The sequence below is a fragment of the Ruegeria sp. HKCCD7303 genome (assembly GCF_013111185.1).
GTDB lineage: Bacteria > Pseudomonadota > Alphaproteobacteria > Rhodobacterales > Rhodobacteraceae > Ruegeria.
Genome location: NZ_WVRE01000002.1, coordinates 164770 through 188728 on the forward strand (window position 1 = coordinate 164770; position 23959 = coordinate 188728).

Genomic DNA, 23959 nt, shown 5'->3' on the forward strand with positions numbered 1-23959 from the left:
GTGTAAGCTGGTTTGCGCCGGTTACCAGCGCAGAACAACCGCGCCCCATGCCAAGCCGCCGCCAATAGCTTCGGTCACGATCAGGTCGCCAGGCTTGATCTGCCCACGCTGTTTGCCCACCGAAAGTGCCAGCGGAATCGATGCGGCCGAGGTGTTGCCATGATCCTGAACCGTCACCACGACGTTCTCCATAGGCAAGCCCATTTTCTTGGCGGTGCCCTGAATGATGCGGATATTGGCCTGATGCGGCACGATCCAGTCTACGTCCGAGTTGCCCAGACCCGCGCGTTCGAGCGCAGTTTCAGCAGTTTTTGTAAGTTTTTCAACAGCATGGCGGAACACTTGGTTGCCTTGCATACGCAAATGCCCTGTGGATTGCGTTGAAACACCGCCATCGACATACAGCAGATCCTTGTAGCGACCGTCCGAGTTCAGATCGGTTGCCAGAATGCCGCGATCTTCCGAAGTGCCGTTGCCTTCCTGAGCTTCCAACACCAACGCCCCGGCTCCGTCGCCGAACAGGACGCAGGTGGAGCGATCCGTCCAGTCCATGATCCGAGAGAACGTCTCGGCGCCGATAACCAGCACGCGTTTGGCCTGACCCGAAACAATCAGCGCATTCGCGTTGGAAAGTGCAAAAACGAATCCCGCGCAAACGGCTTGTACGTCAAAGGCAAACCCCTTGGTCATGCCAAGCCGGGCCTGAACCATGGTTGCCGCAGACGGGAAGGTCAGATCAGCTGTCGATGTCGCTACGACGATGGCGTCAATGTCATCCGCACTCAAATCGGCATCTGCCAAAGCCGCCTCGGCAGCTTTTGTCGCCAGATCCGAGGTCGTTTCACCCTCGGCTGCGAAATGGCGGCGTTCAATGCCCGATCGCGTTCGGATCCACTCGTCGGTTGTGTCCAGCGTTTTCTCAAACTCGGAATTGGGAACAATGCGTTCCGGCAAATAATGCCCGACACCTACTACAACTGAACGGCCTGCCATGTTGGGGTACTGCCTTTTTGATTATTTTTCGGTCTGCGGCGCAGCTTGCGCGGCATCTTGTGCAAGCTGGGCTGTGGATGCAACCCGCGCGGCCAATTTTTCGGAAAAGCCCGATTGCGCCAACGTAAAGGCCAGCTTGATTGCGGCCGACACACCGGTCGCATCTGCGCCACCATGAGATTTCACCACGGTGCCGTTCAGCCCAAGAAAGACGCCGCCGTTTACACGCCTTGGGTCGATCCGTTTCTTTAGACGGTTTAACGACGTGATGGCCAGGATCGAAGCCAGCCGGGACAGCGGAGAATACTTAAAAGCCTGGCGCAGCAGGTCACCGATCAGGCTGGCTGTACCCTCACCGGTCTTAATCGCAACATTGCCGGTAAACCCATCCGTGACAATGACATCCGCCTTATCGCCCGGAATGTCGCTGCCTTCGACAAAGCCCACAAACTCGAAATTTGCCTGCTCTGCAAACTCGGTGATCATTGCGTGCGCTTCTTTCAGCTCGGCGCGGCCCTTGTGTTCTTCGGTGCCGACATTCAGCAACCCAATGCGGGGCCGTGCAAGCGCCATGCCATTGCGCGCATATGAAGCGCCCATCAGGGCATATTGCAGCAAATCCTTGGCGTCGGCGCGGACGTCGGCGCCTACGTCGAGCATCACGTTGAACCCCTGAGGGTTGCGCGAAGGCCACAGAATCGCAATGGCCGGGCGGTTCACGCCCGGCAGTTTGCGCAGGCGCATCATCGACAGCGCCATCAGCGCACCGGTGTTTCCACAAGACACCGCACCATGTGCCTCGCCCTGGCGCACAGCCTCCAGCGTGGACCACATCGAAGTTTGCTTGCCGTTGCGCACAACCTGACTTGGCTTGTCCTCCATCGTGACGACGTCCGGACAATCACGAAAAACGACGCGCCCCTCAAGGACACGCCGTTTTGCGACTAGCTTTCGCAGGACCTGCTCGGGACCGTGCAGCAAGAACCCAATATCCGGGTTCTTGTCAGCCGACTTTGCCAGACCGGCAACAACAACTGCGGGACCCTCGTCCCCACCCATGGCGTCGACCGAGATGGTGATCCGTCCGGCGTGCGTGGGCTGTTCAGTCATGCCTCGGCCTGCGCTCAATCAGGCTTAGGCTGCGTCTTCGTCCAGGTCGATTTCGTCGGCCTGTGCGACGACTTCACGATCATCATAGTGGCCGCAGGATGCGCAAACGTGATGCGGGCGCTTCAGCTCGCCACAGTTGGGGCATTCGTTCGGGTTTGCAGCAACCAGAGCGTCGTGTGCGCGGCGGTTGTTGCGACGCGACTTGGAAACTTTGTTCTGTTGGACGGCCATGGTCTCAACCTTTGTCTACTGAGGGTCAGCAGATTCGCCGCCGACCGGGTTTCATATTTCGTTTTATCGTGGTTTGACGCGCGTTTAGGCGACCAGCCCCGCAATGTCCAACCCAAAATCCGATGAGCGCGCGAAAATACTGCGATTCTCGTCATGTTCAAGCGATTTTTCTGGCCGCCTGCTATGACAGGAAATCAGCCCCCTGTCACTCGTCTTTTTTCAGCGCGTCGCGCAAACCCGCCAATCCGGCAAATGGCTTGACGTCTTCGTCGGTCATGGCCTGTTTGCCTGGCTCTGTATAGTCGACCTGGCCCAGTTCTGCCCCGTTCTTGCGTGGGTATTGCGGCAATGCCAGCGCCAGCGCCTCGACCATGACCAGTGCCGGATCAATCTCGGGACCCAGCGGTTCGGATTCGTCATCTTCAGGGATCTCGAACTCGGGTTCATCAGGATCGGTCCAATCGGCCAGAAAGGTGCGATGAACCGGGACATCAATACGGGTTGTGACAGGGTCGAGGGTCACGACGCAGGGCTGGATGACAGTGGCCCCAAGCTTGCCGTTGAGAACCCAGTCGCGCTTGCCCTGCGCTCGGATCTCTCCGACAAAGCTGAGCTTGCGCAAACCCAGCAATCCCAGATCTTGCCGAATCTCGTCTAACGAAGCGGCAGAAGGGCGCAGATCGAACGGAGTTGGAGCGTTCTGAGGCAGATCGGCCACCCGAAGTGATGTAAGGTTGCTCATTTGTGAGCCTTTCTATGTGTTGAACCGTGGCAGCGGTTTCTGTAATCGGATAGAAGCCGCAGAAGGCCAAGGCAAGAGGGTGCGCATGTTGAAGGTAATGAACCGGTTGAAACCAGCGACGAAATCGCTTGTGTTTGTTGCCTGTCTGGCCGCGATCGGGGCCTGTACGCCAATCTTCAAGAATCACGGTTACGTGCCGCCGGCCGAGGATCTGGCCGAAATCAAAGTTGGTGTCGATACGCGCGACACCGTGGAAGAAGCCATCGGCGCTCCGGGCGCTTCGGGTGTGGTGAGGGATTCAGGCTTTTACTATGTCCGCTCGCGGGTGCGCCACTACGGCCCGAAACGGCCCGAGGTTGTATCACGCGAGTTGGTCGCCATCAGCTTTGACCAGCGTGGCGTCGTCAGCAATATCGAGCGCTTTGGCCTTGAAGACGGCCTGGTTATTCCATTGGAGCGCCGTGTGACCGATTCCAACGTTCAGGACAAAGGCTTCCTGCGACAGCTGCTTGGCAATATCGGCAACTTCAACCCGGCCAATATTCCGGGCGCCAACTAATTTTGTCTTCTGCAGTGTGCGGGTCACAAGACAGTCACATGTCTTGTGTTAGCGAGGTCACGACGACAACAATGGGTCAGCAACCGTGGAGGATGCGACCGTGGCGACAGCGGTACTGTTGAGCAAAGGGCGCTATCGCGCCCGATTGGCGCAATCGGCTGTGGATATCGACGCCGCGCAGGCGTTGCGTACATTTGCGTTTGGCACGCAACAATTAGACAGCGACGCATTCGACGGGCGGTGTTGCCACGTCTTGGTCGAGGACATGCGCGATGAAGAGCGGTTGGTGTGCTGTTTTAGGATGCTGATCATCGATCACGGGCGCGAGATCGGGCGCAGCTATTCGGCACAATTCTATGATCTCTCTGCGCTGGCTGGTTTCTCCGGTCGTATGGTCGAGATGGGCAGGTTTTGCGTCCACCCCGATTGTAACGACGCAGATATCCTGCGAGTCGCTTGGGGGGCGATGACGGCATATGTGGACCAAAATGGTGTTGAGATGCTGTTTGGTTGTTCCTCTTTTGCAGGAACCGAGACCGAGCACTATCTGGATGCTTTTGCCATGCTAAAAGACCGCCATCTGGCTCCTAAACGCTGGTTGCCGCGGGTGAAGGCTCCGGATGTGTTTCGCTTTGCTGCGCGTCTGCGGCGCAGACCGGATGTGAAACGGGCCATGTTACGGATGCCGCCCTTGTTGCGAACTTACCTGTTGATGGGCGGCTGGGTCAGTGATCACGCGGTTGTAGATCGGCACATGAACACGCTGCATGTGTTCACCGGGCTGGAGATTGGGGCGATTCCCCCGGCGCGGAAACGTTTGCTGAGGGCGGTGGTCGAATGATTCCGTATTTTTGACGAGAAGAAGCAGGGGCGTTGACGCGCCTGCCTAGCCGGTTTAGCTGGCGGGCATGGCGAGAATTCCTTTGTTGCAGATGTCCGGCATTTCCCTGACCTTCGGGGGCGATCCGGTGTTTTCCGACCTTGATTTGGTAGTCCAGCCCGGCGACCGCGTTGCCTTGGTGGGGCGAAACGGGTCTGGGAAGTCGACTCTGATGAAAGTGATGGCGGGTCTGGTCGAAGCCGATCAAGGTGAGATCGTTGTGCCGCCGGGAAAATCCGTGGGGTATATGGAGCAAGACCCAACCATGGAAGGGTTTGCGACGCTGGGGGATTATGCGTCCAGCGGTTTGGAACTGGGCGAATTGTACAAGGTTGAGCGCGCTGGCGAAGGGTTGAAATTTGACCCGTCTCGCCCTGTTGAGACGGCATCGGGTGGTGAACGGCGGCGGGCGGCCTTGGCCAAGTTGATGGCTGAAGCGCCGGATCTGATGTTGTTGGATGAACCGACCAACCATTTGGATATTGAAGCCATTGCTTGGCTTGAGCGCGAGCTTGGCGCAACACGCGCCGCCTTTGTGCTGATCTCGCACGACCGGGCCTTTTTACGGGCGTTGACGCGGGCAACGCTTTGGATCGATCGCGGCGCGGTGCGGCGGCGAGAGCAGGGCTTTGACGCTTTTGAGGCCTGGCGGGACAAGGTGTGGGAAGAAGAGGATCAGCAGCGTCACAAGCTTAACCGGTTGATCAAGTCTGAAGCCAAATGGGCGGTTGAGGGCATCAGCGCCCGACGCAAGCGCAACCAAGGCCGGGTTAGGGCACTGAAGGCTCTGCGCGCCGAAAAGGCTGCGCAGATCAAGCGTCAGGGTTCGGCTGCCATGACGCTGGAGGCCGGGCCGAAATCGGGTCGTAAAGTGATCGAGGCCAAAGGGCTGTTCAAAGGGTTTGACGACAAGCAGATCGTTCGGAGTTTTGATCTGCTGGTGCAGCGCGGTGATCGCGTGGCCTTTGTTGGGCCAAACGGGGTGGGTAAGACCACGCTGCTGAAGATGTTGTTGGGGCAGGTCCAGCCGGACGAAGGTACGGTGTCGCTGGGCACGAATCTTGAAATTGCGGTGTTTGATCAGACGCGTGCTCAACTGGATCCCGAGATGTCCCTTTGGGACAGCCTGACCGGCGACCCCGAAATGCGGGTGTCGGGTAAGGCCGATCAGGTGATGGTGGGCGGACAGCCAAAGCATGTTGTGGGGTATCTCAAGGAATTCCTGTTTGACGAACGGCAGGCAAGAGCGGCCGTTAAGTCCCTGTCTGGTGGTGAAAAAGCGCGGCTGTTGCTGGCGAAGCTGATGGCGAAATCCTCGAACCTTCTGGTGCTGGACGAACCGACCAACGATCTGGATGTCGAAACGCTGGATTTGTTGCAAGAGCTTCTCGACGATTACGACGGCACGGTTCTGTTGGTCAGCCACGACCGGGATTTTCTGGATCGGGTGGCCACGACGACCATTGCGATGGAGGGCAATGGTCGTGCCACGGTTTATGCCGGTGGGTGGTCGGATTACAGCGCGCAACGGGGTGATGTGGTCGGAAAAAAAGAAGAGAAAGCAAAGGCCTCAAAGCCAAAGGTCAAGCAAGAGGCTAAGCCGAAGTCGGGTTTGTCTTTCTCGGAAAAGCACCGGTTGGACAAATTGCCTGACGAGATTGCGCGTCTTGAGGCCGAGATCGCCAAGCTGGAAGAACTGATGTCTGACCCCGAGCTGTTCAGCCGTGAGCCTGTAAAGTTCCAGAAGGCCACCGAGGCGCTGGTTGAACGGCAGGAAAAGCTGTCGGCGGCCGAGGAAGAGTGGCTAATGCTCGAAGAAAAGTCTGAAAGCGCTTAGCGGTTCGGGCTTTTTGCTGGGTTTCCCACTACGGTCTCTCCGGCGGCAACGTCCTTGGTAACGACGCTGCCTGCGCCAATCGTGGCATTGTTGCCGATAGAGAGACCGGGCAACAGAATTGCGCCTCCGCCCACCCAAACATGCTTGCCAATTGTGACTGGTAAGCCGATTTCCAGTCCTTGGGCCCGCTCAGCCGGGTCTTTGGCATGTTGGGCGCAATAGATCTGGACATTGGGGCCAAACATCGTGTCGTCTCCGACCCGCACCAGGGCGGTGTCCAGAACGACGCAACCGGCGTTGAAATAAACCCGTTTGCCCAGATGGATGTTCATCCCATAGGCGCAATGAAACGGGGCTTCGAGGAAACAGTCTTCACCTACTTGACCTAGCAAGGCACGCAGCTCGGGTGCCATCGCGCCGCGTGCGTCAGGTGGGCTGGTGTTGTGCGCGTGAACCGCACCTCTTGCCCGTGCACGAAGTTCGTCCAGTTCTGGGTCCAGACAGCAATACCACTGTCCGGACTGCATTTTTTCACGTTCCGACATGCGACAGATTTAGCGCATCCGCAGCGCTCCGTCGATGCGGATGACCTCACCGTTCAGGTAACCCATCTCGACAATGAATGCGGCCAGCCGTCCGTATTCTTTCGGGTCCCCTAAACGGGCCGGGTTCGGGACGTCGGCGGCGAGTTGCTGCTGTACTTCTTCGGGCAGCCCCGCCAGCATCGGGGTCATGAAGATGCCCGGCGCGATGGTCATGACCCGAATGCCGGTCGAGGCCAGATCGCGGGCCATCGGCAGGGTCATGCCGACGACGCCGCCTTTGGATGCTGCATAGGCCGCCTGACCCTTTTGGCCGTCATATGCCGCGATAGAGGCCGTGTTGATGATCACGCCCCGCGCGCCGTCTGGTTCGGGGTCATTCTTTGACATCTCGGCAGCGGCCAGACGTGAGACGTTGAACGTACCAACCAGATTGATGTCGATTGTGCGCTGGAAGGCATCCAGAGGGTGGGGGCCTTCCTTGCCAACCGTTTTGATGCCATACGCGATGCCCGCGCAATTCACGACTGCGGTGATCTTGCCCATCTTGGCCATGCCATGACCTACAGCAGCGGCCACCGAATCCTCATCGGTCACATCCGTCTGGGCGAAATGCCCGCCGATCTCGGCGGCGACCTGCGTGCCACGTTCTACGTCGCGGTCCAAGATCGTGACCTGTGCACCCTCAGAGGCAAAATGGCGGGCCGTGGCTTCGCCGAGGCCGGACGCGCCGCCGGTGACAAGTGCTGCTGTGGTGGACAGGTGCATGGTGAACTCCTCCCATAGATATGAACACTTGTTCAATAACTGGTTCGCGGGTGCGGTGTCCATACCTTTGATGAAGACGCTGTCCATCCGGGCTGCGCTTCCGTTCCTGAAGACAAATTAATCCGGTCCTCACGAAAAAGCGCCTTTTCGTGAGCGAAGAGATTTGGACCGTCATGTGTTTTATCGCCAGGAGGTGCCGATATGGTTACGAGTAAGAAACAAGCGCTGGGTGCGGTTTTTGTCGCGCCTGTTTTGGGATTGGTGATGATTGGCAGTGCATCTGCTGCACCGGAAGTCTGTACTGGAAAAACGGCCCGAAGCCTGGCCAATGCCGGGGATTACGCGGGGTTGTGTGACTGCGTTCAGGTGACGCCGAGTTTTCTGGAGAGGCTTCAGAGACGGTCGGATTTTGAAACAACGCTGCAAGTTGTCGGGGCGCAATGTCCGGGGCTTGCCTCGCTTTTGACGGATTTGCCGACGGCAAGCCTGTCGGGGTTAAGCAATAATCGTGGTGAAAGCCGAGGGTCTGAACCGCTTGGTGAGGCGTTTGCGGATGCTGCAAATCCAGGATCGCCGGGCGGTGGAAACGGCGGTAACGGCGGCGGTGGAGATGGAGGCAACGGCGGCGGTGGAGACGGAGGCAACGGCGGCGGTGGAAACGGTGGCAACGGCGGCGGTGGAGACGGCGGCGGTGGCAACGGTGGCGGTGGAGACGGCGGCAACGGCGGCGGTGGAGACGGTGGCAACGGCGGCGGTGGAGACGGCGGCAACGGCGGCGGTGGAAATGGCGGCAACGGCGGCGGTGGATATGGCGGCAACGGCGGCGGTGGAAACGGTGGCAACGGCGGCGGTGGAGACGGTGGCCCTGGTAACGGAAACGGCAACAACGGGAACCCCGGTAATGGCGGGGGGAACACCGGGGGCTCTGGGCCTGGCACTGGCAACGGTGGCGGCAACAATGGCCAGGGCAACGGTGCCCAAAACGGCGGTGGCGGAAACGGCAATGGCGGAAGGGGTCTCCGTTAAGCTCCGCCAGGTTCTTCAAAAAGAAACGGCCACCGTCAGGTGGCCGTTTGAGTTGTGTCTTAGGTGCATAGAGGCGGGCGAGCCATCAACCGAGCTGAACCAGCGCATGACGTTTTTTGCCTGCGCTCAGCTTGATGGGCGATGACAGCGCGCCTGCGTCGATCATCATTCCCGCATCGGTCAGCGGCGCATCATCCAGCTTGGCCCCGTTCTCGGCGATCAGGCGCTTGGCCTCTTTGCCGGATTTTGCCAGACCGGATTTGACGATGATCTGCACGATGGAAATACCGTCACCCAACTCATCAGCGCTGAGGGTCAGTGTCGGCAGGTCTCCACCTACGCCGCCTTTTTCGAACACTTCGCGCGCGGTGGCTTCGGCATTGGCCGCGGCCTGTACGCCGTGCAGCAGGGTTGTGACCTCATTGGCCAAACGGATCTTGGCTTCATTGATCTCGGACCCGGCAAGCGCGCCCAGACGATCGCACTCATCCACCGGCAATTCAGTGTAGAGCTTCAGAAACCGGCCCACATCCGCGTCGGTTGTGTTGCGCCAGAACTGCCAGAACTCATAGGGCGAGCGCATCTCGGCGTTCAGCCAGACCGCACCGTCCTGAGACTTACCCATTTTCTTGCCGTCACTGGTGGTCAGCAGAGGCGAGGTCAGGCCATAGATCTCGTGATCCAGAACACGGCGGGTCAGGTCGATACCGTTGACGATGTTGCCCCACTGGTCGCTGCCGCCCATTTGCAGAACACAGCCATAACGGCGGTTCAGTTCCAGGAAGTCATAGGCCTGCAGGATCATGTAGTTAAACTCGAGGAAGCTCAGCGACTGCTCACGATCCAGCCGCGACTTCACAGATTCAAACGACAGCATCCGGTTGACCGAGAAATGGCGCCCGATATCGCGCAGAAAATCGAGGTAGTTCAGGTCGTCCAGCCATTCGGCATTGTTCAGCATCAGCGCCTTGTTCTCGGCGTCCGTGTCATAGTCGATATAGGCGGCGAACACCTTCTTGATGCCCGAGATGTTCTCGTCGATCTGTTCGGGGCCCAGAAGGGGGCGTTCATCCGCGCGGAACGAAGGATCGCCCACCTTGGTCGTCCCACCGCCCATCAGTGTGATCGGCTGGTGGCCGGTTTTCTGGAACCAGCGCAGCATCATGATCTGGATCAGGCTGCCCACATGCAACGACTTGGCCGTTGCATCAAAGCCGATATAGGCCGGTTTACACCCACTGATCAGCGCGTCGTCAAGGCCCTGATAATCGGTGCAATCGGCGAGAAAGCCGCGCTCGATCATCGTGGCGATGAAATCCGATTTGGGGTGGTAGGTCATATCGTGCCCTTTGGGTTAATGTTGCGGGGCACTGTATAGGCGGCAGCGCCGATGAGGAAAAGCCACGTTTTTTAATTGAGGGTGGGTGTCGATCCGGCCACGCGGTTAGCGAAAAATATGAACCGCTACATGAGAACGCTTGCGTTTTTGTGCAAACAAAAGGCAGTTTGACCGGGCTGCAACCCAGAGGTGTACTCAAGGACTCGGATGCGGCGAAGAAGACAGCCAGTTCAGGAGGCAGGCGTGAGCCAGACCATCAGCAAACACGGGGTGATCCGGGCACTGGGCGCGATGTCGGGCACCTCGATGGACGGGGTGGATGCCGCGATGGTCGAAACTGACGGCCACCAGATTATGGGGTTTGGACAAAGTAGCTATCGCGCTTATTCAGACGCAGAGCGAGACGTGCTGCGGGCAGCGCTGGGTCAGTGGCATGGGCCCGATGTCGATGCAGCGGCTGAGATGGTCACTTTTGCCCATGCCGAGGCACTGTCTGAATTCGAAGAGGTCGATCTTATCGGTTTTCACGGCCAGACCGTTGCGCATGAGCCGCGCGGGCGTGGAACCTTGCAGGTGGGTGACGGTCTGGGGCTGGCGCAGGCGCTGGGGCGTCCGGTGGTTTGGGATTTCCGCAGCGATGATGTGGCGATGGGGGGCGAGGGGGCTCCGCTAGCGCCGTTCTTTCATTTTGCCTGCGCCAAGTGGTTCGGCGCGGACCGACCCCTGTGTTTTCTGAACCTGGGTGGGGTCGGCAATCTGACCTATGTTGATCCGTCCTTTGACGGCCCCGAAGCGCCGGGCGCTTTGCTCGCCTTTGACACCGGGCCTGCAAACGCGCCTGTGGACGATCTGATGCAAGCCCGACTGGGGCTGCCCATGGATCGGGACGGGGCGCTTGCGCGGGATGGAACCGTCGAAATGGGCGCGTTGGAGCTGTTTCTGGCTGAGCCATACTTTGCTCGAATGCCACCCAAGTCTTTGGACCGGAATGATTTCGCGGAAATGATCGGTCTGGTGAAGGAATTGAACGATGCGGACGCCGTGGCGACCCTGACCGGGATGTGTGCCGCAGGTGTCGTGCAGGGGATGGAGCATTGTCCGAAACCTCCGTCCTGCGTGCTGGTCACTGGAGGTGGGCGCCACAATCCGGTTTTGATGGAGATGTTGCGCGTGTCGCTGGATTGTCCGGTCGAGCCGGTCGAGGCAGTGGGACTGGATGGTGATATGCTCGAGGCGCAGGCCTTTGCCTATCTGGCGGTGCGTGTGGCGCGCGGCCTGCCGACGTCGTGCCCCGGCACAACCGGCGTACAGGCGCTGGTTGGGGGTGGGGTTGTAAGTTCGGTTTCGATGGACGCTGTTGGCTAGCATCAGCCGAAAACAGTTCAAAATAACAACTTGTTGTGCGACGGTTGCCCCGGACCCACGGATCAAGGGCAAGGCATTATGGCGACCAAGGCAGAGCTTGAAGCTGAATTAGAGAAATTACGGAAGCGCAACGCAACGTTGGAAGTGCGGGTCAACCAAGACCCGGCCCCCAAGGAGCGAGATGAGCATACCAAATCATCGGATGAAATTCGAAAGCTTCTGGAAGAGCATGGGATCGACCTGAGTCAAGCACAGGCTTTGGGCGAGGATGTGGTCGAGGAATTTGGCCGCTTGCAAAAAGAATATCCGATCACAGCGTTACTGATTGCGTTCTCGCTGGGGTATGTCGTCGGGCGCGCGCAGGGTTAGGAGGTAAGCCATGAGCAGATTAAGCAGAAATCTGGTAACGATCTATCGGACAGAACGCCTGATTGCACGCCGTCGCTTGGCCGTGGTGCAGCAGCAGACGATATTATTTGGAATTGCGGGTATTGCTGCGCTGTTGGCCCTCGTGCTTTTGAACCTAGCGCTGTTCTTTGCCCTGCAAAGTACAATGTCGCCAGCTTCAGCTTCTGCGGTATTGGCGCTTGGCAATCTTGGTTTTGCGGGGCTGTTGGTTCTGATTGCACGCCGCAGCAGCGTTGAGGATGAAGTCGCGCCGGCGGTTGAGGTACGTGACATGGCAATCGCAGACATTGAGGATGAGTTGGAGGAGGTGGCGACTGAAGCGCGCGAAGTCGTGCAGGCGGTCAAAAGCATCGGCTCGAATCCATTGGGGTCGGCGACGACGGTTTTGGTGCCTCTGATCAGCATGTTGATCAAAAGCCGAAGCAACGAATAGGGGGCGCTGCCCCCGTCGCGCAAGCGCGCCTCCCCCGAGGTATTTGGGGCCAGATGAAGAGCGGATCTTATGAGCTGAGCGTGTGGGTGTAGTCTTTGGTGAACTCCGCATAGCCGTTGGACGTGGATTTCAGATGCGCGCGCATCCAGTGGTGCAGCGCGGGCAGGTGATGGAATGGCACATTGGGGAAGGAATGATGCTCGGCATGGTATGGCATGTTCCAGGCCAGAAACCGCAAGGCTCGGTTGGTGAAGGTCGTGCGGGAGTTCTCGAGCATGTTTGCCACTGGCGGGCAGAGGCCATGCTCGGCCAGCAGGTAAAGGCGTAAAACGGGTTGAGCGACCAGCACCGGAAGAAGCCAGACCCAGAACAGTATCGTACTGTAAGTCAGACTGATGAGCGTTAACGTATAGAGACCAAGCAGAATGCGGGCTTCGGCCTTCATTGCGTTGTGTTGGCGTTTCGGAAGGTAAGGCGCATCCAGGTGGCCGCTCGCGTTTTGAACCAGTACCTTTGCCATGCCGCTCCAATAGGGCCAGCCGCTGAGGTAGATCAAAAGGTCAGACCAGCTATCGGGCCGCGGTTTGCCGCCTAGCTCGGGGTCGCGCTGAGGGTCATTGGTCCATTTGTGATGGGCGAGGTGGAAATAGCGAAACCAAACAAAAGGCAAGGCAATTGGTACCGAGACCAGATGTCCGACCGCATCGTTTAGCCATCCTGTTCTAAAAGGGGTCTTATGGGTGCATTCGTGGCTGAGCGTAAAGAGAAACACCAGCAAAACGCCTTGCGGCAGGATCAAGACCGGCCAGAACGGGATTTGCGCCACGATTGCGGCGCTTAGGGCTGACAGCGCAGCCAGATAGATCGACAAATGCTTCAGCCCAGCGGTGTTCGACCGGCGTTGCAATCGGTCCTTGGTTTCCGCAGGCAGAGAAGCGATCAGGTCTTTGTGGTCCATGCGGACATCGTTAAGTCCGGCGTAAGTCCGGTCAAGTCCGAAGAGCTATCGGCAAACCGGAGCACCTTTGCGTTGGGCGGTGTCAAAGTGAAAATGCCCAACGTGATAGCGGTCGGCGTCCGGGCCGAGTACGGTACTGAACACGCCACAAGCACCGTTGTGCAGCTCGCGCAACACCGCACTTTGGGTATTGTCCGTCCACCCGTCCTTAACGGTGATTTGTGTGCCGTCCTGAAGAACAAAGGTTGAAATATCAATGGCCCGCCCGCGTGCATGTTGAGACAGGCGCGCGCGTGGCCGGTTGTTTTGGGTTTTGCAGGCATAGTGCCCCACAACCCGCATCCCCTTGAGCCCGCCGCCCATTTCGGCAAAGGCGGGTTTGGCAACGGTTTCGATCCATGTTTTCAGCGTGACAGCCGTCTGACAATCCATCAGCGAAAACTGACTGAGGGCAACATTTGAAATCCGGTAGACCCGAACCGGTTTGGCAATGCCGCAGCCCCGGGCTTTGCTTTTCAGGGTTTTGCGCGTTTCGCCCAATATGGTCCAGTCGCCGCAGACGGCCCCGCGTTCGCGCATCCGCTCGCGTCCTTGTTCCAATTGCATGGCCGCGCATGGGGACAGGTCGTCGGGCGTCTGCGCGGCTGGTTCGGCGGTTGTGGACTCGTTGGGCAATGAAACATCCAACGGTTCGCCAGAATCTGCACAGTCCGGGCTGGCGCTTGCGATCCCTGCACTTAAGCAGAGAAAAAGGACAGTCAAACAGACCTGCTTCATGCTCACTCGATACTCCATCACACACGGTTACGGGTACAGGATGGTCAAAGCTGGGCCGTCTGTAAACTCAACTTTTCAGAGATTTACGTTGGTTGGGCTATTCCCTCGGGATGTCAAAGCCCGGCGCGGCCAACTCAAAACCTTCGAAATCAAAGCCGGGAGAGACCGTGCAACTGACCAAGGTGTAGTCGCCGGTGCTGCGTGCAGCCTGCCAATGGCCTTCCGGTACGATCAACTGCGGTGCGCCTTTAGACAGGTCAAGTGTGAGAAGGTGATCGGCGGCGGGGCCTTTATCTGTTGCGCTGAGCGACAGGACCAGAGGCGCGCCTGCGTGGTAGAGCCAGATCTCGGTGGCGTCGACCCGATGCCAGTGGCTGCTTTCTCCGGCCTGCAACAAGAAATAGATGCAAGTGCCGGTGGGGCGGCCTGCGTTGCTGGCACGCCATGTCTCGGCATACCATCCGCCTTCGGGATGACGTTGCAGGTTCAGGTGGTCGATAATGTCTTGTGCGGTCATGAGTGCCCTCTTGGTTCGGCGCGATTATGCACGGGACGATACGATCCGCTATGGTATTCGTGCGCCCGAACAATATGTAATGCGACATGACCCTGACGATCCCCTTTGATAATACTTATGCCCGTCTGCCGGATGCGTTTTTTGCGCGGCAGGCTCCGCTTCCCGTCCGTGCGCCACAGATGATTGCGTTTAACGATGATTTGGCGAAGTTGCTGCAAATTGCACCAGGAGATGTGCATGACATGGCCGAGGCTTTTGCCGGCAACCATCTGCCCACAGGTGCGGAGCCTATCGCGCAGTTATATTCGGGGCACCAGTTCGGACAGTATAACCCTCAATTGGGGGATGGGCGTGCGGTGTTGCTGGGCGAGACCGTGGGCACCGACGGTGTGCGCCGGGACATTCAGTTGAAAGGCTCGGGCCCCACGCCGTTTTCGCGCCGAGGCGATGGTCGGGCGTGGCTGGGGCCGGTTCTGCGTGAATATGTGGTGTCTGAGGCGATGCACGCGCTGGGCGTTCCGACCACGCGTGCTCTGGCGGCTGTGGAAACGGGCGAAACGGTGTTTCGCGAAGGCCCGATGCCCGGCGCTGTGCTGACGCGTGTGGCCAGCAGCCATCTGCGGGTGGGTACGTTTCAGGTTTTCGCCGCACGGGGGCAGCTGGACAGTTTGCGTCGACTAACGGAATACGCCATCGCGCGTCACTATCCTGAGGCTGACGGGCCGATGGGTCTGTTGCGGGCGGTGCGGGACGCACAGGCCAAGTTGATCGCGCAGTGGATGAGCGTGGGATTCATTCACGGTGTTATGAACACTGACAATTGCTCGATCGCGGGTGAGACGATTGACTATGGTCCTTGCGCTTTCATGGACACGTATCACCCCAACACGGTCTACAGTTCGATTGACCGGATGGGGCGGTATGCCTATTCGAACCAGCCCGACATTGCCGTATGGAACCTTGCGCAGTTGGCGACGTCCTTGATCCAGCAGATGGATGACAAGGAGGCCGCTGTCGAAGAGGCGACCGAGATCGTCCATGCCATGCCAGAGCTTTTGCAGCAGAATTGGTTGACCCTGTTCCGTGCCAAGATCGGTCTGACGATTGACGAAGACGCTGATCTAGAGCTTGTGACGGATTTATTGAAACGCATGGCCGAAGGGCAGGCGGATTTCACCAACACCTTCCGGGCGCTGGGCAGCGATACCGCGCGGGATCAATTTGTTGACCCCGCCAGCTATGACAGTTGGGCCCAGGGCTGGCGCGCGCGATTAGAGCGCGAAGCGCAACCGATGGACGTGATGGCCGCTTCTAACCCGGCGTTCATTCCGCGCAACCACCGTGTCGAACAGATGATCCAAGCTGCGGTGCAAGGGGATTACGCGCCGTTCCATCGGCTGAACGCCGTCCTCGCACAGCCTTACGATGATCAGGATGATGCCGCAGATTTGAGACGGCCCCCGGCCAAGAACGAGGTGGTGCACGCAACCTTCTGTGGGACGTGACCCATCTCGGGCCTTACTTTCGAACAATCTCCAACACGGCGGCGCTGACGATCAGCGCAGCGCCCAGAAACTCGCGCAGGCCAAAGGGTTCTCCGGATAGCACGGCAGCAGATGCGATTCCGACGACCACTTCGCTCATCAGCAGCAGGCCGACCCTTGATGGGGAAAGCTTTGTTGCTGGCCAAATCGTCATGTAGACCATGGGCAGGATGTAGAAGGCCGACAGCAGGGCGAACAGAAGCACGCGGATCGTCTCATGAGGTGCCACGGAAGGGATGTTCTGCTCGCCCAGCAATGGAAGGCTGAACAAGGACAGAATCAGCGCGCCGAATACAAAGGCAAAGACCTGCCCCGAAATCGAGATGCGATTGACACGATAAAGGCCCATAGAGCCCAGGGCCCAGCATACGCCTGATGCCAATGCCAGCCAATCGCCTATGTTTTGCGGCCAGGGCACGAAACCCGCGCCGCCCAGAACAACAAAAAGGCCGCCCAACCCGCAGAAGAGACCGGCAAGACGCATAAGGTTGAGGCGTTCACCCAAAAACATGACGCCCAGAAGCGTGCCCCAAATGGGCGTGAGGTAGAACAGCAGGATCGACCGGACAACGTCAGTGTATACAAGACTGATGGAATACAGGCTGAACGCGGCACCCGTGAACATCCCGCTGAGCATCAGGTTGCGCCATTCGCGAACAAGTGTGTGTCGGTCGCTCCAAACAAATGGGAATAGAGCGATCAGGGCCGCGCAATACATGACAATCCCGGGCCAGGGGCCGGTCAGACCCTGATCCAGAAAGAACCGAACCGGGATCCAGTAGAGCCCCCATAGCGCGCCGCCCATGACCAGAACCAGGCTGGCGCGGGTGCTGTTGACCGGCTGTGTCTGATGCAGTTCCATTCAGCCCCTCGAGTTGCGGCGGTTTGGCCGTTCCACTGCAACCGGATAGAGCAGGGGATCAAAAGGAACAATCCTTTGGTGATCGCTTGCGGGTCGTTTGCCAATAAATCGTGCGATTGGCGTTGTTTCTTTCCGAGGCATTCGTTCTGTATCGGAACAGGGGGGGTTGCGCGCCGCGCCAGAGGTGGCACATTGAGCGCAAGCCCATTGGTCAAGCCCTTATGAAACAATCTTCAACCCTACGTATCGCCAGCTATAACATTCAAAAATGCCTCGGGCTGGATTTCCGGCGTCAACCGCAGCGTATCCTGCAGGTCATCGAACACATGCGGGCCGACATCGTTGTGCTGCAAGAGGCAGACAAACGCCTGCCGCCGCGCCCGGCAGCCCTGCCGCATTTCATGCTGGACGAGGCGGGTTGGCAGATCGTCGATCTTGGCGGGGCCGGCAGCCTTGGGTGGCATGGTAATGCAGTCATATGGCGTGGGGATGGTATTTCCGTCCGTCAAAAAGGGCATCATGACTTGCCGGGGTTAGAGCCGCGCGGTGCGGTCCGAGTCGAGTTCGATACTCAAATCGGGCCGTTGCGGGTGATGGGGATGCATCTTGGGTTGCTGCCCGCATCGCGGCGGCAGCAGATTTCGCACATCCGGCGCTTTGATGATGATCTGGCCAAGATGCCAACCGTCTGGGCCGGGGATTTCAACGAATGGTCGCGGCAACCGGTTCTGGACCATCTGGCCCCCGAGATGCGCTTTCTACCGCCCCGACCCAGCTTTCCCGCAGCGCAACCGCTTGGCGCGTTGGACCGGATCGCGCTGGGCGCAGGGGTGAAAGCCACCGCGCATGGGGTTCACGACGCGCGCCCGGCACATATCGCATCGGATCATCTGCCTGTCTGGGCCGATCTGACACGTGCTGCGTAAGAACAGCGGAAAAGCAGAAATCCCTGTGGCGCAAACGGCGCAGACATACTAAGACAGATACCCGAGCAAGTCTGAGGGGCATCATGTCGGAAACGATTATTGGGCGTTGTGAGGCCAAGGGCCTGCGCATGACCGGTCAAAGAAGGATCATCGCGCAGGTGCTGGAACAAAGCGACGACCATCCGGATGTCGAAGAGCTCTATTCACGTGCTTCTGCCGTCGACAAAGGTATTTCGATTGCAACCGTATATCGGACGGTGAAACTGTTTGAAGAAGCGGGGATTCTGGAGCGTCTGGAATTCGGCGATGGCCGCGCACGGTACGAGGATGCCGAGCGTGACCATCATGATCACTTGATCGATATGCAATCGGGTGAGGTGATAGAATTCGTCGACCCTGAGATCGAAGCCCTTCAGGAAAAAATCGCGGCAAAGCTGGGGTACAAACTGAAAGGCCATCGGCTGGAGCTGTATGGCGTGCCACTGGAACAGGATTAAATCATCACGAAACGCGATTGATCCCCTCACGTTAATTCATCACGCGTGACGGGAAATGTCTTGCCAGAGGCCATTGGTTGAGGTTGTTGTGCGCATAGGCACCCAAAGTGCTTTTTCCTGTGGACGCGCATATGAACAACGTAAACGGCATTCTGCTGCTCATTGGGTCGATGGCGGCCTTTGCACTTGAGGACATGTTCATCAAGGTTCTGTCGGTCTCGGTGCCGACAGGGCAGATCATGGTGTTCCTCGGCGTGGTCTGTACGCTCGTGTTTGCGGCTCTGTCAGTGGCCTCGCGCAAACGCGTCTTTGACCCGATGGCCTGGAAGCTATTGCCGTTGGCGCGCGCGGCAACCGAAGGGATCGGGGCAGTAACCTTTGTTACGGCGCTGTCTTTGATCGACCTTTCAACGGTCGCCGCCGTTTTTCAGGTCCTGCCGCTGGCTGTCACCATGGGGGCAGCAATGTTTTTGGGGGAACACGTCGGCTGGCGGCGTTGGAGCGCGATTGGCGTGGGTTTTATCGGCGTTCTGATGATCATTCGTCCCGGTTTCCAAGGGTTCCAGCCCGAGTCTCTTTTTGTGATTTTGTCCGTCCTGGCCATTGCTGCGCGCGATCTCATCACGCGTAAGCTGGATGCGCGAGTCGCCTCGACCGTTGTAGCGATGCAAGCGTTCATTGCAGTTGCGCTGGCTGGCGGGCTGTTGATGGCGATTTCCGGTGCATCATTTGTGCCGCTTCAGGACGGACAATCGCTACCGTATCTCGGGGCCGTAGGGTCCGGTGTGATTGGGTATTACGGCATTGTCACCGCGATGCGTGTCGGCGAAGCGTCGGCATTGATGCCGTTCCGCTACACGCGTCTGGTGTTCTCGATCGTTGCAGGAATGCTGGTTTTTGGGGAGCGGCCAGATGCGCTGACGCTTGCGGGCGCGACACTTATCATTGGGTCCGGACTTTATACCTTTGTTCGCGAGCGGCGTTTGGCAAACGAACTGGCTCCGGTCTAATTGTGTTGGCGCAAACAACAGGCTGTTAGCCCTAAAGGTCCGAAAATGTGCCTGTTAGCGATAACGGAACCGGTTTACATTTGGGCCGGTGCTGCTATGACGCGTGCAACCGACTGCAGCCATAGGAACGGGCCTCATGAGCACCATTATCGACATCCACGCACGCGAAATTCTGGACAGCCGGGGCAACCCGACAGTTGAGGTTGACGTGATTCTGGAAGACGGCACCATGGGCCGTGCTGCCGTGCCGTCCGGGGCATCAACCGGTGCCTATGAGGCAGTGGAAAAGCGCGACGGTGACAAAGCGCGTTACATGGGCAAGGGTGTTCTGGAAGCCGTTGCCGCCGTGAACGGTGAGATCGCCGAAGAACTGGTAGGTTTCGACGCGACCGAACAGGTGGCCATCGATCAGGCGATGATCGAGTTGGACGGGACCGAAAACAAAGGCCGTCTCGGTGCAAATGCCATTCTGGGTGTTTCGTTGGCCACAGCCAAGGCCGCGGCCGATTTCACAACCCAGCCGCTCTATCGCTATGTGGGCGGCACCTCGGCCCGTGTTCTGCCGGTTCCAATGATGAACATCATCAACGGGGGCGAACACGCAGATAACCCGATCGACATTCAGGAATTCATGATCATGCCGACCTCGGCCGCGAATATCCGCGAGGCGGTGCGCATGGGGTCCGAAGTGTTTCATACACTGAAGAAAGAGCTCTCGGCAGCTGGTCTGGCCACCGGTGTCGGTGATGAGGGTGGCTTTGCTCCGAACATCGCAAGCACCCGCGAAGCGCTGGATTTCATTCTGAAATCCATCGAAAAGGCGGGTTATAAGCCGGGCGAGGAAATCCATCTGGCGCTGGATTGCGCCGCGACTGAATACTTCAAAGACGGCAAATACGTTCTGGCGGGTGAGGGCACGACTCTGACCTCGGAAGAAAACGCCGCCTATCTGGCGGCGTTGGTCAACGACTATCCCATCATCTCGATCGAGGACGGCATGTCCGAAGATGACTGGGACGGCTGGAAAGCCCTGACCGACGCCATCGGTGACAAAGTACAGTTGGTGGGCGACGACCTGTTCGTGACCAACCCCGTACGTCTGGCCGAAGGGATCGAACGCGGCTGCGCCAACTCGATGCTGGTCAAGGTGAACCAGATCGGTTCGCTGACCGAGACTCTGCGCGCTGTCGATATGGCCCACCGCGCGCGTTACACCAACGTCATGTCCCACCGCTCGGGCGAGACCGAGGATGCAACCATCGCCGATCTGGCCGTGGCAACCAATTGCGGTCAGATCAAAACCGGCTCGTTGGCGCGGTCGGACCGGTTGGCTAAGTACAACCAACTGATCCGTATCGAGGAATCGCTGGGCGAGGTCGCGGAATACGCGGGCGCGTCGATCCTTCGCAAATAACACATCTGATGCTAGGCTGACCCTCGGACACAATCCGGGGGCCACGTCTTGCTAAAGATCATTGAACCAGAAACGCCGGACCAGTTGAACGCGGTTCGGCGTTTGTGTTGGGACTATCGGGATTTCCTGCTGACCTTGGATGAAAAATCCGTTCAGATCGTTCAGACCTTTTATCCAAAGCAAAAATACGCCCGTTTGATGGACAACATCGAGGTGGATCACGCACCGCCAAATGGTGGGATCAAGTTGGCTGTGTTGGAAGGTGAGCCGATTGGTAGCGGCATGTTTCATACAATCGCGCCGGGCGTGGCCGAGATAAAGCGGGTGTATGTGACGGATGCGGCAAGGGGCTCTGGCGCGGGCCGTGCCATTATGTTGTCGCTGATTGAAACCTGCAGGGATCTTGGCTTTGACTATATCCGAATGGATACCGGAAAACCGCTGGAGGCAGCGACTCAATTATACCTGTCGTTGGGGTTTACCCTGCGCGACGCATACTCTGAGATTCCAGAAATCGCACGGGACCACCTGATTTTTTTCGAGATGTCGCTTACGAAACTCAAAAAAACTAAAAATAACGATAGTTGAATTTAATCAGTGTTTTAGCAACCAGGATTGCCCTGATCTGTTTACGAGAACCCTGCTTTAGTAAAGTTATGTGTGAACTTGTTACTAACCAAGTTCATTCTGAATGCAGTAATCTCGTTTCATTGCAGAAAGGGGAGTACGATGTCTGTATCAAAATTCCTTCTGATCATCACCGCAGCGTCCATCACAGTTCTGTCCGCTTGTTCCGAGCCGGGGACATATCCGATAACCGGAGAACCAGTTTCAGCGAACGATCCGGTTCAGGACATGAATCCAGCCAATATCTTCAGAGGCGAGTCGCGCTAAAGCGCTTTGCTCATCAGCATGTATCTGTCACGCGGTTTGAATCCGGTGCGCAGGTACAGTTTCTGAGCGGCCTCGCTGGTGCGGTCGACTTCCAAGTGCAATGCCGTCAATCCTGCTCCAGCCAGAGCTTTGGGCAGATCCAGCAAAACCTCGGTCGCGATACCGCGGCCACGAACGGCAGGACGGATATAGATTTCGTCCACGAAACCGTCCATGCCACCAAATTCGACCGACCAGCCGAAGGTCAGGATGATATACCCCAACGGTGCACGCCCCGGTCCGATCAGATAGACACAGCCATGAGGGATGCCTTCCAGTAAGGGGGCAAGGGCATTTCGGGTTTTGTCGGCGTCCTGTTCTATTCGCGCTTCGGCGTGAAACGCAGTGACCAGCGCCATCAGGCGGTCCAGATCTTCGGGGCGCGCAAGGCGCAGAGCGGCGCTCATAGTCGGCCCAGCCTTTCTGTCAGTAGCTCAAAGAAGCCATCCGCATCGAGATCACCGATGAACAGGGCGTTTGGTGCGCGGTCGGTTACGCCCCACCAATCGGCGATGGTCATGCCCATGGTCAGTTCCGACCGGGTCTCAACCTCGACATTCACTTGGCGGCCCGAGAATAGCTCAGGCCGGATCAGATAAGCGGTCACGCAGGGGTCATGCAACGGTGCACCTGCGCTTCCGTATTTTTCCTTGTCGAAGCGCTCAAAAAAGTCGGTCATTTCAGCCACTGCAATGCCGACCTTGTTTCCCAATGCTCGGAACGCATCATTGCGGGGTTTGGTGACCAGCGCCTTATGCGTGACATCCAGGGGCATAACCACGATGGGCCTGCCGGATCGGAAAACGATATCAGCAGCTTCTGGATCGACGTGGATGTTGAATTCGGCTGTGGGTGTGATGTTGCCTACTTCGAAATAAGCGCCCCCCATCAGCACGATTTCCTGCACCCGATCGACGATGTCTGGGGCCTTGCGGAACGCCATGGCGATGTTGGTCAGCGGCCCCAACGGGCAGAGTGTCACGGTGCCTGAGTCATGTTTGCGCAGTGTCTCGATGATGAAATCAACCGCATGTCCGTCTGCCAGCGGCATTTCAGGGTCCGGCAGAACGGGCCCGTCTAGCCCGGTTTTGCCGTGCACATGTTCTGCCGTGACCAAAGGGCGGATCAGGGGGCGATCACAACCCGCATAGACTGGAACACCCGTCTGCCCCGCTAGTTCGCAGACAATCCGTGCGTTCTTGGCAGTCAGCGACAAGGGCACATTCCCGGCGACGGCAGTAATACCCAGAACCTCGATCTCATCCGGACTGGCCAAGGCCAGCAGGATGGCGACGGCGTCGTCTTGTCCGGGGTCGGTATCGATGATGATTTTGCGCGGTGCCATTATGCCTCCGGGGTCTTGAAACGCGGACACTCGCAAGTGTCACCGCACTTGTCCAGCAGTTTCAGGCCCCGGTCGGCGCGTCCACCGGCGGGAGTTTGCCATTGGCGCGATGCTCCTCGGTTTTGACCTCGTCCCAAAGCGCATCCATCTCGGCAAGATCGCTTTGCGCGGGGGTTTTGCCCCTCTCGGCCAGACGGGCCTCGACCTGTTCAAAGCGGCGGGTGAACTTGGCATTGGTACGGCGCAGGGCGGCTTCGGGTTCGATACCCAGATGACGACCCAGATTGACCATCACAAACAGGAGATCACCGAATTCGTCCTCCAGCGCATCGGCGTCCATCTTGTCCCGCGCTTCTTCCAGTTCAGCCGCTTCTTCGGTGATCTTGGCCAACACATGGCTGGCATCGGGCCAGTCAAAGCCTACGCGTGCAGCGCGTTTTTGCAGTTTGTGCGCGCGCAGCAGGGCGGGCAGGTTCGCCGCGACACCGTCCAACGCGCCCTTTTGTTCCTTGCCTGCACGCTCGGCGGCCTTGATCGCTTCCCAATCCTTGGTCTGCTGATCGGCTGACTTATCGCGGGATTCGTCGCCAAATACGTGGGGATGACGGCTGACCATCTTGTCCGACATGGTGCGGACCACATCCTGAAAGGTGAAATGCCCGGCCTCTTCAGCCATTTGCGCGTGAAAGACAGATTGGAACAGCAGATCGCCCAGTTCTCCTTTCAGCTCATCGTAAGCCTCGCGCTCAATGGCGTCGGCGACTTCATACGCTTCTTCAATCGTATAGGGTGCGATGGTCGCGAAATCCTGTTCGATGTCCCATGGGCAACCGCTTTGCGGGTCGCGCAGGCGGCGCATGATTTCCAGTAACCGTTCGATACCAGCGTCGCTGTTGTGGATCAGAGGATTTTCGGCCATTGCGAACCCTTTCGTTCCGGTGTC

The 23959-nt window shown here is 58.2% G+C and carries 28 protein-coding genes; 14 read left to right on the plus strand and 14 right to left on the minus strand.

Annotated features, from left to right (window positions below):
• Positions 1-21 precede the first annotated feature (21 nt).
• The 4 genes from GS630_RS05405 to GS630_RS05420 form a co-directional block, all read right to left on the minus strand.
• Complete coding sequence (locus tag GS630_RS05405) at positions 22-993, minus strand: beta-ketoacyl-ACP synthase III (RefSeq protein ID WP_171090537.1); 972 nt, start codon at positions 991-993, stop codon at positions 22-24.
• 21 nt (positions 994-1014) lie between these two features.
• Entirely contained in the window at positions 1015-2103 is a 1089-nt protein-coding gene (gene plsX, locus GS630_RS05410) for a phosphate acyltransferase PlsX (RefSeq protein WP_171090535.1), read from the minus strand.
• 24 nt (positions 2104-2127) lie between these two features.
• Positions 2128-2334, minus strand: a complete 207-nt coding sequence (gene rpmF, locus GS630_RS05415; protein WP_008756996.1) for a 50S ribosomal protein L32 — start codon at positions 2332-2334, stop codon at positions 2128-2130.
• A gap of 205 nt (positions 2335-2539) precedes the next feature.
• Positions 2540-3076, minus strand: coding sequence for a DUF177 domain-containing protein (locus GS630_RS05420; RefSeq protein ID WP_171711895.1), 537 nt, complete (start codon positions 3074-3076; stop codon positions 2540-2542).
• Between the two features lie 85 nt (positions 3077-3161).
• Here GS630_RS05420 and GS630_RS05425 point away from each other — a divergent pair, with 85 nt between their 5' ends.
• The 3 genes from GS630_RS05425 to GS630_RS05435 all read left to right on the plus strand — a co-directional run bounded on the left by GS630_RS05425 (position 3162) and on the right by GS630_RS05435 (position 6352).
• Entirely contained in the window at positions 3162-3635 is a 474-nt protein-coding gene (locus GS630_RS05425; RefSeq protein ID WP_171179795.1) for an outer membrane protein assembly factor BamE, read from the plus strand.
• A gap of 100 nt (positions 3636-3735) precedes the next feature.
• Positions 3736-4476 (plus strand): GNAT family N-acyltransferase, encoded by a 741-nt coding sequence (locus GS630_RS05430; protein ID WP_171618832.1) that lies wholly within the window; start codon positions 3736-3738, stop codon positions 4474-4476.
• Between the two features lie 67 nt (positions 4477-4543).
• Positions 4544-6352, plus strand: coding sequence for an ABC-F family ATP-binding cassette domain-containing protein (locus GS630_RS05435; protein WP_253285846.1), 1809 nt, complete (start codon positions 4544-4546; stop codon positions 6350-6352).
• Here the strand turns inward: GS630_RS05435 and GS630_RS05440 are convergent.
• Complete coding sequence (locus GS630_RS05440; RefSeq protein ID WP_253284433.1) at positions 6349-6879, minus strand: sugar O-acetyltransferase; 531 nt, start codon at positions 6877-6879, stop codon at positions 6349-6351. The two genes, GS630_RS05435 and GS630_RS05440, sit on opposite strands and share 4 nt — an antisense overlap.
• Positions 6880-6906: 27 nt before the next feature.
• A complete protein-coding gene (locus GS630_RS05445; protein ID WP_171237728.1) occupies positions 6907-7662 on the minus strand; it encodes a 3-hydroxyacyl-CoA dehydrogenase in 756 nt (251 codons plus the stop codon).
• A gap of 201 nt (positions 7663-7863) precedes the next feature.
• Between GS630_RS05445 and GS630_RS05450 the strand changes: the two genes are divergently transcribed.
• Positions 7864-8688, plus strand: coding sequence for a hypothetical protein (locus GS630_RS05450; protein ID WP_171711891.1), 825 nt, complete (start codon positions 7864-7866; stop codon positions 8686-8688).
• An 85-nt stretch (positions 8689-8773) separates the two neighbouring features.
• Here GS630_RS05450 and tyrS read toward each other — a convergent pair whose 3' ends face one another.
• Complete coding sequence (gene tyrS / locus GS630_RS05455) at positions 8774-10027, minus strand: tyrosine--tRNA ligase (RefSeq protein WP_171179803.1); 1254 nt, start codon at positions 10025-10027, stop codon at positions 8774-8776.
• A 243-nt stretch (positions 10028-10270) separates the two neighbouring features.
• Here tyrS and GS630_RS05460 point away from each other — a divergent pair, with 243 nt between their 5' ends.
• The 3 genes from GS630_RS05460 to GS630_RS05470 all read left to right on the plus strand — a co-directional run bounded on the left by GS630_RS05460 (position 10271) and on the right by GS630_RS05470 (position 12233).
• A complete protein-coding gene (locus GS630_RS05460) occupies positions 10271-11392 on the plus strand; it encodes an anhydro-N-acetylmuramic acid kinase (RefSeq protein ID WP_348540094.1) in 1122 nt (373 codons plus the stop codon).
• Between the two features lie 78 nt (positions 11393-11470).
• The gene (locus GS630_RS05465) at positions 11471-11761 is read left to right on the plus strand and encodes a hypothetical protein (protein ID WP_171179807.1); all 291 of its coding nucleotides are present in this window, start codon (positions 11471-11473) and stop codon (positions 11759-11761) included.
• A gap of 10 nt (positions 11762-11771) precedes the next feature.
• On the plus strand, positions 11772-12233 hold the full coding sequence (locus GS630_RS05470; RefSeq protein WP_171179809.1) for a hypothetical protein: 462 nt from the start codon (positions 11772-11774) through the stop codon (positions 12231-12233).
• A 67-nt stretch (positions 12234-12300) separates the two neighbouring features.
• Here GS630_RS05470 and GS630_RS05475 read toward each other — a convergent pair whose 3' ends face one another.
• The 3 genes from GS630_RS05475 to GS630_RS05485 form a co-directional block, all read right to left on the minus strand.
• Positions 12301-13191: a fatty acid desaturase gene (locus GS630_RS05475; protein ID WP_171711897.1), complete on the minus strand. Its 891-nt coding sequence runs from the start codon at positions 13189-13191 to the stop codon at positions 12301-12303.
• Between the two features lie 45 nt (positions 13192-13236).
• Entirely contained in the window at positions 13237-13866 is a 630-nt protein-coding gene (locus tag GS630_RS05480) for an extensin family protein (RefSeq protein WP_171179814.1), read from the minus strand.
• A 199-nt stretch (positions 13867-14065) separates the two neighbouring features.
• On the minus strand, positions 14066-14485 hold the full coding sequence (locus tag GS630_RS05485) for a cupin domain-containing protein (protein ID WP_171618836.1): 420 nt from the start codon (positions 14483-14485) through the stop codon (positions 14066-14068).
• An 86-nt stretch (positions 14486-14571) separates the two neighbouring features.
• On the opposite strand from GS630_RS05485, the gene GS630_RS05490 reads away from it, so the two are divergent.
• Positions 14572-15990, plus strand: a complete 1419-nt coding sequence (locus GS630_RS05490; RefSeq protein ID WP_171179818.1) for a YdiU family protein — start codon at positions 14572-14574, stop codon at positions 15988-15990.
• 13 nt (positions 15991-16003) lie between these two features.
• On the opposite strand, the gene GS630_RS05495 is transcribed toward GS630_RS05490, so the two are convergent.
• On the minus strand, positions 16004-16891 hold the full coding sequence (locus tag GS630_RS05495; protein WP_171179820.1) for a DMT family transporter: 888 nt from the start codon (positions 16889-16891) through the stop codon (positions 16004-16006).
• Between the two features lie 221 nt (positions 16892-17112).
• On the opposite strand from GS630_RS05495, the gene GS630_RS05500 reads away from it, so the two are divergent.
• The 6 genes from GS630_RS05500 to GS630_RS05525 all read left to right on the plus strand — a co-directional run bounded on the left by GS630_RS05500 (position 17113) and on the right by GS630_RS05525 (position 21632).
• A complete protein-coding gene (locus GS630_RS05500; RefSeq protein WP_171179822.1) occupies positions 17113-17817 on the plus strand; it encodes an endonuclease/exonuclease/phosphatase family protein in 705 nt (234 codons plus the stop codon).
• Positions 17818-17900: 83 nt separating this feature from the next.
• The gene (locus tag GS630_RS05505; RefSeq protein WP_050602224.1) at positions 17901-18314 is read left to right on the plus strand and encodes a Fur family transcriptional regulator; all 414 of its coding nucleotides are present in this window, start codon (positions 17901-17903) and stop codon (positions 18312-18314) included.
• A 131-nt stretch (positions 18315-18445) separates the two neighbouring features.
• Positions 18446-19324, plus strand: a complete 879-nt coding sequence (locus GS630_RS05510; protein ID WP_171237720.1) for a DMT family transporter — start codon at positions 18446-18448, stop codon at positions 19322-19324.
• A gap of 136 nt (positions 19325-19460) precedes the next feature.
• The gene (gene eno, locus GS630_RS05515; protein WP_171618838.1) at positions 19461-20738 is read left to right on the plus strand and encodes a phosphopyruvate hydratase; all 1278 of its coding nucleotides are present in this window, start codon (positions 19461-19463) and stop codon (positions 20736-20738) included.
• Positions 20739-20786: 48 nt separating this feature from the next.
• A complete protein-coding gene (locus GS630_RS05520) occupies positions 20787-21326 on the plus strand; it encodes a GNAT family N-acetyltransferase (protein ID WP_171618840.1) in 540 nt (179 codons plus the stop codon).
• A 141-nt stretch (positions 21327-21467) separates the two neighbouring features.
• Positions 21468-21632, plus strand: coding sequence for a hypothetical protein (locus GS630_RS05525; protein ID WP_171179830.1), 165 nt, complete (start codon positions 21468-21470; stop codon positions 21630-21632).
• Here GS630_RS05525 and GS630_RS05530 read toward each other — a convergent pair.
• The 3 genes from GS630_RS05530 to mazG form a co-directional block, all read right to left on the minus strand.
• Positions 21629-22078, minus strand: coding sequence for a GNAT family N-acetyltransferase (locus GS630_RS05530; protein WP_171179832.1), 450 nt, complete (start codon positions 22076-22078; stop codon positions 21629-21631). The two genes, GS630_RS05525 and GS630_RS05530, sit on opposite strands and share 4 nt — an antisense overlap.
• Positions 22075-23016 (minus strand): nucleoside hydrolase, encoded by a 942-nt coding sequence (locus tag GS630_RS05535; RefSeq protein WP_171179834.1) that lies wholly within the window; start codon positions 23014-23016, stop codon positions 22075-22077. The genes GS630_RS05530 and GS630_RS05535 overlap by 4 nt, the downstream gene beginning before the upstream one ends.
• A gap of 61 nt (positions 23017-23077) precedes the next feature.
• Positions 23078-23935, minus strand: a complete 858-nt coding sequence (mazG, locus tag GS630_RS05540; protein ID WP_171234579.1) for a nucleoside triphosphate pyrophosphohydrolase — start codon at positions 23933-23935, stop codon at positions 23078-23080.
• Positions 23936-23959: the final 24 nt, after the last annotated feature.

Coding starts and splice junctions, on each gene's coding strand:
- rpmF (WP_008756996.1), bottom strand. CDS start 2,334: ATGGCCGTCCAACAGAACAAAGTTTCCAAGTCGCGTCGCAACAACCGC.
- GS630_RS05500 (WP_171179822.1), top strand. CDS start 17,113: ATGAAACAATCTTCAACCCTACGTATCGCCAGCTATAACATTCAAAAA.
- mazG (WP_171234579.1), bottom strand. CDS start 23,935: ATGGCCGAAAATCCTCTGATCCACAACAGCGACGCTGGTATCGAACGG.
- GS630_RS05485 (WP_171618836.1), bottom strand. CDS start 14,485: ATGACCGCACAAGACATTATCGACCACCTGAACCTGCAACGTCATCCC.
- GS630_RS05465 (WP_171179807.1), top strand. CDS start 11,471: ATGGCGACCAAGGCAGAGCTTGAAGCTGAATTAGAGAAATTACGGAAG.
- GS630_RS05530 (WP_171179832.1), bottom strand. CDS start 22,078: ATGAGCGCCGCTCTGCGCCTTGCGCGCCCCGAAGATCTGGACCGCCTG.
- eno (WP_171618838.1), top strand. CDS start 19,461: ATGAGCACCATTATCGACATCCACGCACGCGAAATTCTGGACAGCCGG.
- GS630_RS05525 (WP_171179830.1), top strand. CDS start 21,468: ATGTCTGTATCAAAATTCCTTCTGATCATCACCGCAGCGTCCATCACA.
- tyrS (WP_171179803.1), bottom strand. CDS start 10,027: ATGACCTACCACCCCAAATCGGATTTCATCGCCACGATGATCGAGCGC.
- GS630_RS05475 (WP_171711897.1), bottom strand. CDS start 13,191: ATGGACCACAAAGACCTGATCGCTTCTCTGCCTGCGGAAACCAAGGAC.
- GS630_RS05405 (WP_171090537.1), bottom strand. CDS start 993: ATGGCAGGCCGTTCAGTTGTAGTAGGTGTCGGGCATTATTTGCCGGAA.
- GS630_RS05435 (WP_253285846.1), top strand. CDS start 4,544: ATGGCGAGAATTCCTTTGTTGCAGATGTCCGGCATTTCCCTGACCTTC.
- GS630_RS05470 (WP_171179809.1), top strand. CDS start 11,772: ATGAGCAGATTAAGCAGAAATCTGGTAACGATCTATCGGACAGAACGC.
- GS630_RS05425 (WP_171179795.1), top strand. CDS start 3,162: ATGTTGAAGGTAATGAACCGGTTGAAACCAGCGACGAAATCGCTTGTG.
- GS630_RS05445 (WP_171237728.1), bottom strand. CDS start 7,662: ATGCACCTGTCCACCACAGCAGCACTTGTCACCGGCGGCGCGTCCGGC.
- GS630_RS05440 (WP_253284433.1), bottom strand. CDS start 6,879: ATGCAGTCCGGACAGTGGTATTGCTGTCTGGACCCAGAACTGGACGAA.
- plsX (WP_171090535.1), bottom strand. CDS start 2,103: ATGACTGAACAGCCCACGCACGCCGGACGGATCACCATCTCGGTCGAC.
- GS630_RS05510 (WP_171237720.1), top strand. CDS start 18,446: ATGAACAACGTAAACGGCATTCTGCTGCTCATTGGGTCGATGGCGGCC.
- GS630_RS05450 (WP_171711891.1), top strand. CDS start 7,864: ATGGTTACGAGTAAGAAACAAGCGCTGGGTGCGGTTTTTGTCGCGCCT.
- GS630_RS05420 (WP_171711895.1), bottom strand. CDS start 3,076: ATGAGCAACCTTACATCACTTCGGGTGGCCGATCTGCCTCAGAACGCT.
- GS630_RS05535 (WP_171179834.1), bottom strand. CDS start 23,016: ATGGCACCGCGCAAAATCATCATCGATACCGACCCCGGACAAGACGAC.
- GS630_RS05495 (WP_171179820.1), bottom strand. CDS start 16,891: ATGGAACTGCATCAGACACAGCCGGTCAACAGCACCCGCGCCAGCCTG.
- GS630_RS05505 (WP_050602224.1), top strand. CDS start 17,901: ATGTCGGAAACGATTATTGGGCGTTGTGAGGCCAAGGGCCTGCGCATG.
- GS630_RS05490 (WP_171179818.1), top strand. CDS start 14,572: ATGACCCTGACGATCCCCTTTGATAATACTTATGCCCGTCTGCCGGAT.